11 protein-coding genes are annotated in these 10150 nt (G+C 42.6%); 6 read left to right on the top strand and 5 right to left on the bottom strand.

Going from position 1 to position 10150, the window contains the following annotated elements:
• Positions 1-82 precede the first annotated feature (82 nt).
• Positions 83-436: a hypothetical protein gene (locus tag VZ94_RS11670; protein WP_192828632.1), complete on the bottom strand. Its 354-nt coding sequence runs from the start codon at positions 434-436 to the stop codon at positions 83-85.
• Between the two features lie 382 nt (positions 437-818).
• On the opposite strand from VZ94_RS11670, the gene moaA reads away from it, so the two are divergent.
• From moaA to VZ94_RS11645, 5 genes are all read left to right on the top strand, one after another.
• Positions 819-1826: a GTP 3',8-cyclase MoaA gene (gene moaA / locus VZ94_RS11665; protein ID WP_045779359.1), complete on the top strand. Its 1008-nt coding sequence runs from the start codon at positions 819-821 to the stop codon at positions 1824-1826.
• A 31-nt stretch (positions 1827-1857) separates the two neighbouring features.
• Positions 1858-3144, top strand: coding sequence for a DEAD/DEAH box helicase (locus tag VZ94_RS11660; protein ID WP_045779358.1), 1287 nt, complete (start codon positions 1858-1860; stop codon positions 3142-3144).
• A gap of 78 nt (positions 3145-3222) precedes the next feature.
• Positions 3223-3930, top strand: coding sequence for a TPR end-of-group domain-containing protein (locus tag VZ94_RS11655; RefSeq protein ID WP_045779357.1), 708 nt, complete (start codon positions 3223-3225; stop codon positions 3928-3930).
• Between the two features lie 83 nt (positions 3931-4013).
• Positions 4014-4790, top strand: a complete 777-nt coding sequence (locus tag VZ94_RS11650; protein ID WP_239649874.1) for a DMT family transporter — start codon at positions 4014-4016, stop codon at positions 4788-4790.
• A 268-nt stretch (positions 4791-5058) separates the two neighbouring features.
• Positions 5059-5268 carry a cold-shock protein gene (locus tag VZ94_RS11645; RefSeq protein ID WP_045779356.1) on the top strand — a complete coding sequence of 70 codons (210 nt, stop codon included), beginning with the start codon at positions 5059-5061 and terminating at the stop codon, positions 5266-5268.
• A gap of 47 nt (positions 5269-5315) precedes the next feature.
• Here the strand turns inward: VZ94_RS11645 and VZ94_RS32070 are convergent, their stop codons facing one another.
• The 4 genes from VZ94_RS32070 to metG are packed head-to-tail and all read right to left on the bottom strand — an operon-like array spanning position 5316 to position 9067.
• Positions 5316-5774: a class I SAM-dependent methyltransferase gene (locus VZ94_RS32070; RefSeq protein WP_338040370.1), complete on the bottom strand. Its 459-nt coding sequence runs from the start codon at positions 5772-5774 to the stop codon at positions 5316-5318.
• On the bottom strand, positions 5758-6471 hold the full coding sequence (locus tag VZ94_RS32065) for a 23S rRNA (guanine(1835)-N(2))-methyltransferase RlmG (RefSeq protein WP_338040369.1): 714 nt from the start codon (positions 6469-6471) through the stop codon (positions 5758-5760). The genes VZ94_RS32070 and VZ94_RS32065 overlap by 17 nt, the downstream gene beginning before the upstream one ends.
• Before the next feature lie 14 nt (positions 6472-6485).
• Positions 6486-7049: an RnfABCDGE type electron transport complex subunit B gene (locus VZ94_RS11635; protein ID WP_045779355.1), complete on the bottom strand. Its 564-nt coding sequence runs from the start codon at positions 7047-7049 to the stop codon at positions 6486-6488.
• Positions 7049-9067, bottom strand: coding sequence for a methionine--tRNA ligase (metG, locus tag VZ94_RS11630; RefSeq protein WP_045779363.1), 2019 nt, complete (start codon positions 9065-9067; stop codon positions 7049-7051). Before metG ends, VZ94_RS11635 begins: the two co-directional genes overlap by 1 nt.
• 162 nt (positions 9068-9229) lie before the next feature.
• Here metG and rimK point away from each other — a divergent pair, with 162 nt between their 5' ends.
• A complete protein-coding gene (gene rimK, locus VZ94_RS11625; RefSeq protein ID WP_045779354.1) occupies positions 9230-10150 on the top strand; it encodes a 30S ribosomal protein S6--L-glutamate ligase in 921 nt (306 codons plus the stop codon).

Here is a 10150-nt window from a genome sequence, read left to right as displayed (position 1 = left end):
AAATCGGCTTCATCAACATGCGTTGTATTAAGCCCTGTGCCTTCATCAGAGCCCATTTGTCTAGCATCTAAAAACTCGCCTCCTAGACGAAAAAAATTGCCCATATGGCTTCCAACCAAACATCAAGCTGCAAAGGAATTTGTTGGTCGCCGCCTTTACCATTGGCTTTAAAGCTACCGTCCATGGTTTCATAACGGGTACGTTGTTCTATACCTAGCGTTAACCACTTTGGTAAACCTAAGAGGTCATGTAAATTCCAGACTGGTTTTTGATATTTACCATTACCAAGCAACGCGTCCGACATTTGACTCTCAAACGCCGCCGTCGGCGGTCTGGTATATGTTTTTTGCTCAGCCGCTAAACCATTAGCCGAATTGAGTAACCCAACCGCTAATAACAAATAGGTATTCATTCGTGCTGATACCCGTGTTTGCATTTCAAACTCCTTAATAAAAATCATTTAACAGTATTTTGAAAAAAGGGCTACCCACTTAAGCCGGGACAGGGCACACGAGAACAGGTGTCGGCAGCAGGGATGCTGCCGCCAAGCCTACAGGGACGTATTTACGGCGTCCTGCGCTCTGAATGCCCTGTCCCGGCTTAGTATTGTCCCGTCTTAAGTGGGTAGCCAAAAAAAGAGAGCTGAATATAGCCCATTAATTAGACACCATGCTAAGTATATAGATAAGTAAATAAAACAAGTAACAATACCTCATCTGTTATTTTCAATAAAGCTAAATATAGAAGATTCAATAAACCAAGCACCCGAATAGCTTACAATCATGCTATGATTTAGCGTTTTTCCAGCCATATAAACTATGTTAACGCGTCCTGAAACAAACCGTTTAGTAGACCGTTTTGGCAGAACAGTCGATTATTTACGCATTTCCATTACTGACCGTTGTGACTTTCGTTGTGTATATTGCATGGCGGAAGACATGGTGTTTTTACCGCGCGAGCATATTCTTTCGCTAGAAGAGATATTCACCATTGCAGAGACCTTTGTTGGGTTAGGCGTAAAAAAAATCCGCATTACCGGTGGTGAACCATTAGTGCGCAAAGGCGTATTAGAGCTACTCAAGCAAATAAGCGCATTATCCGGCTTAGAAGAGCTAGTCATCACGACAAATGGCTCGCAATTAGAGCACATGGCTGAAGACTTATACGCAGCCGGAGTCAAGCGGATTAACATTAGCTTAGACACCTTAAATCCTGAGCTTTTTAAAACCCTGACCCGCACTGGCGATTTAGTGAAAGTGTTAGCAGGGATTGCTAAAGCCCGTCAATTCGGATTTAAGCGCATTAAAATTAATGCGGTTATTTTAAAAGGGCGCAATCACGCTGAAGTTGTTGATTTAGTGAGGTTTGCTGTTAAGCAAGATATTGATATTAGTTTTATCGAAGAAATGCCACTAGGTATGGTTAACCAACATAATCGTTCCGAGGCATATTATTCTAGCGAGCTAATCAAAGCCGAACTGCAGCGCTATTTTGACTTAATTCCTAGTTTAGAAAAAACCGGCGGGCCATCGAATTATTTTGTCTTACCCGGTAGCACAAGCAAAATCGGTTTTATTTCGCCCCATAGCGCTAACTTTTGTAGCACCTGTAACCGAGTACGGTTAACTGCTGAAGGAAGATTATTACTTTGTTTAGGTAATGAACATTCAGTGGATTTAAAAGCCATCATGCGCACCGCACCAGGCGATAAGGCGTTATTACGCCAAACCATTATTGATGCAATGGTGCTTAAACCCGAACAACATCATTTTAATATTCATGAGCAGCCGATTATTTTACGTCACATGAACATGACGGGCGGTTAATCACTGCAACTCACAAACACTTGAGGTTTCCATGCCATTTGCTCGTTTAGGGCTAGAACCCGCTTTGTTACAAGCGATTTCCGACCAAAATTACCAATCCCCCACGCCCATACAAGAATCAGTTATTCCGCTTATTTTAGCAGGTCACGATGTCTTAGCGGGCGCACAAACAGGTACAGGCAAAACAGCCGGTTTTACCTTGCCTATGCTACAAATGCTTGCGGCGGCTGGTTCAAATCCAGCCAACAAAACGCCTAAAGCATTAGTATTAACACCTACGCGTGAATTAGCCTTACAAGTTTCCGAAGCGATTAACGTCTATGGTAAATATTTGCCTATTCGCTCACAGGCTATTGTGGGCGGGGTTAATATGGCCATGCAAATACGCTTGTTAAAACAAGGTGTAGATATAGTTATTGCGACACCCGGCCGATTACTCGATCACGTCCAACAACGCAACGTTAATCTATCGAATATTGAAATATTGGTTTTAGATGAAGCTGACCGCATGTTAGATATGGGTTTTTTACCTGAAATAAAACGGGTAATCGCATTACTACCCAATCAGCGCCAAACCTTATTATTCTCGGCAACTTTTTCAAACGCCATACAAAACATTGCGCAACAATGGCTAAAACAGCCTAAACATATTCAAGTAGGTCAAACTAATAGCACGGCGGAAAAAATTTCTGAGCAAGTCTATGCTATCCCGCGTGAGCACAAACGTGAATTAGTGTCGTATTTAATCGGTAGTAAAAATTGGCGGCAGGTCCTAATTTTTGTCCGTACTAAACATGGCGCGGATCGCTTGCAAAAGCAATTAATTACCGATGGCATTAAAACAGCGGCATTGCATGGCGATAAAACCCAAGCAGCTCGCAATAAAGCGCTGGATTGGTTTAAAACCGGTGCGGTACAAGCATTAGTCGCTACCGATGTGGCCGCTAGAGGCTTAGATATAGACGATTTACCAGTTGTGGTTAATTTCGATTTACCGCAAGTCGCTGAGGATTATATTCATAGAATTGGCCGTACCGGTCGTGCAGGGGCAACAGGTCATGCTATATCGCTAGTATGCCCTGAAGAAGCCTATCAATTAGCTGAAATAGAAAAATTTCTGCAGCGAAAACTGCCGCGTGTTGCGGATACGGGTTATGAGCCGGTGTCCTTGTCGGTTCAATCTGATAACAAAAAACCTCACAAGACCAATTCATCAAATAAACCAACAACGCCCAAGCGTAAACAGGCTATTACTCCGACAAAAACAAAACCAACTAGACCCACGTCTAAATCTAAGCCGCGCCAGCGCAGACCTTAAGCAATAGGATAAACTGGCGAGGTGAAAAACTGATATGCTATAAATGCAGTGCCATACATTATAACAAGAGGATTAACCATGCAGATTTTATCAATTTTTCAAAAACGCTCTAAGTTAGATGCCACTATTAGACAAACAGCGCAAGCGCGCAAAAGTGAAGGCAGTGTTGCCGATAGTTTATTTAAAGGCGCTTACCAAGGTTTTGCTGAGGTCATGCTAGATGACTCACTGCGCGCCGACACGTTGTATCACTGGGGGTTTGCTTTATTACATCAGGCAAAAACAAAATCAGACAGTGAAGCAGAAAAACTGTACTTGGATGCGATTAAAAAATTTGAATTTTGTATGCTGATTAACCCAAGTTACTTAGGTGCGGCTATTAACGGTGGCGTTGCCTATATGGATTTGGCCAGACTTAAACAAGTAGCACCAGCCGATGAGTTATACGAGCTTGCGTTAACACAATTTGAAACCGCTAATGCTATTCACAAAGGTACGGCATCTTATAACTTAGCTTGTATTTATGCATTGCGTAACGAGCAAGAGGCTTGTTTAAACGCGTTGGAGTTCTCGCGCGACCACGGCAGCCTACCTGACACCGATGAGATTTTACATGACCCGGATATGACTAATGTTTTAGAACAGGATTGGTTTATCAACTTTATCGACAACCTTCCTAAAAAAGCAGTACCTGTCGCTAAAACGACAACAGCACCCACCGAAGAGCCTGCTGCTACTGAAGGTGTTAGCGAAACCACTGAAACAGCTTCTGACGAATCCGTCTAATTTTTCTGGTACAGGTTGGATAACTGTCCTTAATCTCCAACCTGTACCCCTCAATAGAGCCTCTGTTAGCCCAATTCTTCTTCATGCGCGTTATTTTGGCTTATATCTTCGTTGTTGCCCTCTGGTCTACGACACCGTTAGCCATTCAATGGAGTAGCCAAGATGCGGGTTTTTTATTTGGCATTACGTCTAGGATGTTAATCGGTACACTGTGTTTTATGCTAATCTTATTGTTTACCCGAACCCGTTTAGTTTGGCATAAAACCGCGTGCTTAACCTATGTGTCGGTCGCTATCCAAATTTATGGCGCTATGATGGCGGTATACTGGGCATCACAGTTTATTCCATCCGGCTGGGTATCCGTAGTTGCCGGTATAGCTCCTTTGCTTACTGCGTGCATAACGGCATTATGGCTGCGCGAACGTAGCTTAACACCTGGAAAACTCTGCTCGTATGGCTTAGGTTTGTCTGGCATGAGCTTAATGTTTGCCTCTGCCCTACCCTTAGGAACACAAGCTGTCTTAGGTATTGCAGGCGTTATCTTGTCATCACTATTGCAATCACTAAGCGCTGTCTGGATTAAAGTGTTAAACGCAAAACTTTCCGCTCAAATACAAGTCACCGGCGGTTTGTTATTAGCGCTACCGTGTTATTTACTAACTTGGTATTTACTCGATGGCACTGTGCCTACAAAGTTAACACTAAAAGGCTTGTGGTCTATTGCTTACTTAGGCTTTATTGCTACAACCGCTGGATTTACTTTGTATTATTTTTTGCTTACTAAACTTTCCGCCACTCAAGTCGCGTTTATTTCGCTTTTAGCACCCGTGTTGGCATTGATTGTCGGCCACCTTTTTTAACCACGAACCGTTTAGTCCACAAGTGATTCTCGGTACCACTTTAATCTTAACTAGCCTTTTTAGCCACACCATTATAGAACAACAACTTAGCAAAAAACGGGTACGGTAAATTTCCTTTAAATCATAAATGTTTTATCAACTCAGCTAAAATGTTTTGCCGTTAACACTTTTAATGCTACTATGGGATGCAGTTTGCATTAAAGCCAGACTTTTTTTAGTCTGGGCGTTTTGAAGCCGTTAGGCGTTATTTTTTATTTAAGAGTGTGTTATGTCAGAGCAAGTTGTAGGTACCGTAAAATGGTTCAATGATGAAAAAGGATTCGGATTTATTGAACAAGAAGGCGGTAAAGATGTTTTCGTTCACCACAGCGCGATTAACGGTTCAGGCCGTAAGACGTTGCGTGAAGGTCAAAAAGTTACTATGAATGTAACTCAGGGGCAGAAAGGTCCTCAAGCGGAAAATGTAACTCCCGCTTAAACCCTCCTAATTTTAGACCTAAAAGCGCTTGCTTTTAGGTCTTTCTTTTATCTAGCCGTATGCGCTTTTAGTACCACAAATTTTGCATTACTGGCTACCAACTCGACAGCATTGAAAAAACGTTTCAATACCTGATGGTAATTTAAATGTCGATTACCTACCACCCACAATTCACCGTTGTTTCGTAATACCCGCTTCGCTTGTTGAAACATCGTAACAGCCACCGCATCGCCTACCGTTGTTTGCTGATGAAACGGCGGATTGCATAAAATTAAATCGGCTGAATGACTAGCTGTTGTCGTTAAGCCATCAGCGGCGATAAAACTAGCCGGTTTTGTAGTACCATAAGCGCGGCGGAAATTTTCTTCAGCAGACGTTAACGCCATAAACGACTCATCGATAAAACAAAGCGTTGCTTGAGGGTTTAACTGGGCCGCTAATAAGCCCACCACCCCGTTACCACAGCCTAAATCAATAATATCTTTAGCATCAGGTTTTACTGGCAAATACTGTAAGAAAAAAACGCGTACCTATATCTAACTTATCGCGTGAAAAAACATTAGCATGATTAGCGATTAAAAATACTGTATTTTCTAAGCGATAATAAATAGGGTAAGGATTACTTGGCGCATCCAATTTAGGGTTAACAGTCACACTGATTAAGCGCGCTTTTTTCCTAGCCAGCGACGTTTCGGTAGGCCCGATAATAGTTTCAAATAAGCGCCAAACTGAGCTTGGTATATGCTTAACCATACCCGCCGCAATAAGGCGAGCACAAGGCGTAAGATACGGCCTAAGACGTAACAATTGGTCTTCTAATAAACCTAAGTTTTTAGGCAATTTAATCAACACCGTATCAAAACATGTCGGCAGCTGGGCTAGACTGGTCAGTAATGTAACCGAATCGCATGACAAACCATTCTCAGCTAAATTAATGAGTGTGGCTTGTTGCGATAAATACGAGTCCGATACCACATAAGGCTGATACGCGCTTAAAGCGACTGCTAACGCACCAAAACTATCATTAAGAATCAGAACGCTAGCGTTGTTTAACAAGGGTTGTTCAGCAAGCTGCGTTAACACATATTCATCAGCCGCATCAAAGGGTTGCAAGAGTTCGCGTTCTCGCTTAGGCAAGCGCGTTAAATGAAACTGGCCTTGAGGGACGCTTAATAAATTCGCTTGCAGTGTCATCGCTTGCATTTGTCATCGAAACCTTACGTTTCATTACTCGTTTGTTTTAATGCAGTGACTGCCGCTTTTCTAGCTTTAGCTTTTTCCGCTTGGATACGTGCTTGTTGTTGTAGACGCAGGTTTCTTGCGTCATAACGTCGTTTCGCAAGCAACGCTTTAACACGCCTGTCAACGCCTGGCGCCGCAACCACTGGCTGCATAACAATGCAATCGACAGGACAAGGCGGCACACATAATTCACAGCCGGTACATTCTGAGCTGATAACAGTATGCATAAACTTAGCCGCCCCAACAATTGCATCGACTGGACAGGCTACAATGCATTTTGCACACCCTATACACAATTGCTCAATAATTAACGCAACCTGAGCAGGTTTAGTCACACCGTGTATAGGGTTTAACGGCTTAACAGGCAAATTTAATAAGCAGGCTAAGTCGCGTATTCCTTCGTCACCGCCGGGCGGACATTGATTAATCTCCGCTTGCCCTAATGCCAACGCCTCAGCATACGGTAAACAACCCTTATAACCACATTGCCCACACTGAGTTTGTGGTAATAAGGCATTAATATCGTCAACGCTCGCCATTAGCTCACACGCAAACCAGGGACTGCACCGTCATCAGGGCTTAATAACCAAATCTGTTTATCGCCAGGGCCAGCCGCTAACACCATGCCTTCAGACATGCCAAAACGCATTTTACGCGGCGCTAAATTGGCAATAACTAAGGTTAATTTACCTTGTAATTGTTCAGGTGCGTAGGCCGTTTTAATGCCAGAAAAAATGGTTCGGGTCTCATCGCCAATATCCACTGTCAATTTTAGTAACTTATCTGAGCCTTCTACGGCTTCGGCCTGAATGATTTTGGCAATACGCAAATCTAATTTGGCAAAGTCGCTTATATCAACTGTGTCGGCAATCGCTTCAAATTGCTTAGGTTTGGCTACCGCAACGGTTTTTTCTAAATTATCTTTAGATGCCGCAATAATCGCGTCAATCTTATCAGCATCTACCCGAGTCATTAATGGCTTAAACTCATTTAAGGTATGACTTAATAACGGCTGCATCGCATCAGTTGGCCAGGCTAAGTTAGTACTCAAAAACTGCTCAGCCTGTTGGGTTAAGACGGGCAAAACAGGTTTTAAATACGCGACTAATAGTCTGAATAATTGGATACCCATGGAGGCAACGCCATGTAATTCAGTTTCTGCTTGCTCTTGTTTAGCTAATAGCCAAGGTTTTTTCTCATCAATATATTGATTGGCTTTATCAGCTAACGCCATGATTTCTCGCATCGCTTTACCATATTCGCGCGCTTCATAGTATTCAGCAATACGTTGACTCGCTTGAATAAATTCAGCATATAACTCGGGCTCCGCTAAGCTATCTGCTAAACGCCCGACAAAGCGCTTATTAATAAAGCCGCTGCAACGACTAGCAATATTAACCACTTTACCGACTAAGTCTGAATTAACCCGTTGGCAAAAATCATCAAAATTCAAATCTAAATCGTCGACACCGCTACTTAGCTTAGCGGCAAAATAATAACGCAGGTATTCAGGGTTTAAATGCTCTAAATATGTTCTGGCAGTAATAAACGTACCACGCGACTTAGACATTTTTTCACCATTCACCGTTAAAAACCCATGCGCAAAAATCGCGCTAGGTTTACGCAAATTAGCTCCAGTCAGCATCGCTGGCCAAAATAAGGCATGGAAATAAATAATGTCTTTACCAATAAAATGATAAAGCTCGGTAGTGCTATTTTCCTGCCAAAATTGTTCAAAATTAAGCCCTTGCTTATCGCATAAGTGCTTAAAGCTCGCCATATAACCAATTGGCGCATCTAACCATACATAAAAATATTTACCCGGCGCATCAGGGATTTCAAAACCGAAATAAGGTGCGTCGCGCGATATATCCCACGGCTGTAAGCCGCCGTCTAACCATTCGGTTAACTTATTAGCCACTTCCGATTGCAAATGCCCTGCTTGTGTCCAATCTGCTAGCATGTCTTTAAAATGCGCTAGCTCAAAAAAATAATGCACTGATTCTTTAGCGATAGGTTTTTCGCCCGAAAGCGCAGACACTGGATTTTTTAAATCGGTAGGACTATACGTCGCACCACAGACCTCACAACCATCACCATATTGTTCTTGTGCGCCACATTTAGGACATTCGCCTTTGATAAAGCGATCTGGCAAAAACATTGATTTAACAGGATCAAACGCTTGGGTAATCGTCTTAGTGCTAATATGGCCAGCATCACGTAAACGCTGATAAATCATTGCTGCTAACGTTTGATTTTCTGGTGAATGCGTACTGTGATAATGATCAAAAGCGACGCTGAAATCTGCAAAATCAGCTTGATGTTCAGCCGCAATGCGAGCAATTAACGCTTCTGGCGTAATGCCTTCTTTATCAGCTCTTAGCATAATAGGTGTACCATGCGTGTCATCAGCACACACGTAATAACAGCAATGACCGCGCTGTTTTTGAAAACGCACCCAAATATCAGTTTGTATATATTCTACTAAGTGACCTAAATGAATCGGTCCATTAGCGTATGGCAAGGCGCTGGTCACCAAAATTTTTCTTTCTAACATAAGCGAATGAATGGCCAAAAAAAGACGTTCATTATTGCATAAATTAACTGTTATTTCAGGCTGGATTCGCTTGGTTAAACAAGCTGTCACCTAAATGATTTCTAATGCTTGTTCAATTAATTCATGCCAAAATATACAGAGTTTTAGCCATTACTAAACATTATGAAAATTGCTATTTTATCGCGTAACTCTAAACTGTATTCAACGACTCGATTAGTCGAAGCCGCACAAGCAAGAGGCCATGAAGTCAGAGTTTTAGATGTGTTACGCTGTTATATGAATATTACTTCACATAATCCTTCTATTCATTATCGTGGCGAAGACTTAACTGGGTTTGATGCGGTTATTCCAAGAATCGGCGCTTCGGTTACTTTTTATGGTACGGCGGTGCTCAGACAATTTGAAATGATGAACGTCATGCCTTTAAATGAATCGGTTGCCATTTCCCGCTCGCGTGACAAATTACGTTCAATGCAACTGTTAGCAAGAAAAGGCATAGGCTTACCCGTCACCGGTTTTGCTAACAATCCCGACGATATTGCTGATTTAATCGATCAAGTCGGCGGCCCACCGTTAGTTATTAAATTATTAGAAGGTACGCAAGGCATAGGCGTCGTACTAGCTGAAACTCATAATGCCGCTGAAAGTGTCATCCAGGCATTTATGGGATTAAAAGTTAATATTATGGTACAAGAATTTATCAAAGAGGCAGGCGGTAGTGATATACGCTGCTTTGTCGTTGGCGACAAAGTCGTTGCCGCGATGAAACGGCAGGCGGCTGATGGTGAGTTTCGCTCTAATTTACATCGCGGTGGCACTGCAACTTTAGTGCGGTTAACACCAGAAGAGCGTTCTGTTGCGGTACGCGCCGCTAAAATTATGGGGTTAAACGTATGTGGCGTCGATATGTTACGCTCTAATCACGGCCCAGTCATTATGGAAGTCAATTCTTCACCCGGTCTCAAAGGCATAGAATTCGCTAGCGGCAAAGACATTGCCGGGCTCATTATTCAATTTATAGAAAAGCGTTTAGAATCGCTTGAAACCTGTAAAGATAAAACGCGCACACGCGGAAAAGGTTAA

This window comes from Methylocucumis oryzae (genome assembly GCF_000963695.1).
Taxonomy (GTDB): Bacteria; Pseudomonadota; Gammaproteobacteria; order Methylococcales; family Methylomonadaceae; genus Methylovulum; species Methylovulum oryzae.
The sequence above is the reverse complement of the archived record's forward strand: the minus strand, read 5'-3'. Positions and strand labels throughout refer to the sequence as shown.

Coding starts and splice junctions, on each gene's coding strand:
- VZ94_RS11670 (WP_192828632.1), bottom strand. CDS start 436: ATGCAAACACGGGTATCAGCACGAATGAATACCTATTTGTTATTAGCG.
- moaA (WP_045779359.1), top strand. CDS start 819: ATGTTAACGCGTCCTGAAACAAACCGTTTAGTAGACCGTTTTGGCAGA.
- VZ94_RS11660 (WP_045779358.1), top strand. CDS start 1,858: ATGCCATTTGCTCGTTTAGGGCTAGAACCCGCTTTGTTACAAGCGATT.
- VZ94_RS11655 (WP_045779357.1), top strand. CDS start 3,223: ATGCAGATTTTATCAATTTTTCAAAAACGCTCTAAGTTAGATGCCACT.
- VZ94_RS11650 (WP_239649874.1), top strand. CDS start 4,014: ATGCGCGTTATTTTGGCTTATATCTTCGTTGTTGCCCTCTGGTCTACG.
- VZ94_RS11645 (WP_045779356.1), top strand. CDS start 5,059: ATGTCAGAGCAAGTTGTAGGTACCGTAAAATGGTTCAATGATGAAAAA.
- VZ94_RS32065 (WP_338040369.1), bottom strand. CDS start 6,471: ATGCAAGCGATGACACTGCAAGCGAATTTATTAAGCGTCCCTCAAGGC.
- VZ94_RS11635 (WP_045779355.1), bottom strand. CDS start 7,049: ATGGCGAGCGTTGACGATATTAATGCCTTATTACCACAAACTCAGTGT.
- metG (WP_045779363.1), bottom strand. CDS start 9,067: ATGTTAGAAAGAAAAATTTTGGTGACCAGCGCCTTGCCATACGCTAAT.
- rimK (WP_045779354.1), top strand. CDS start 9,230: ATGAAAATTGCTATTTTATCGCGTAACTCTAAACTGTATTCAACGACT.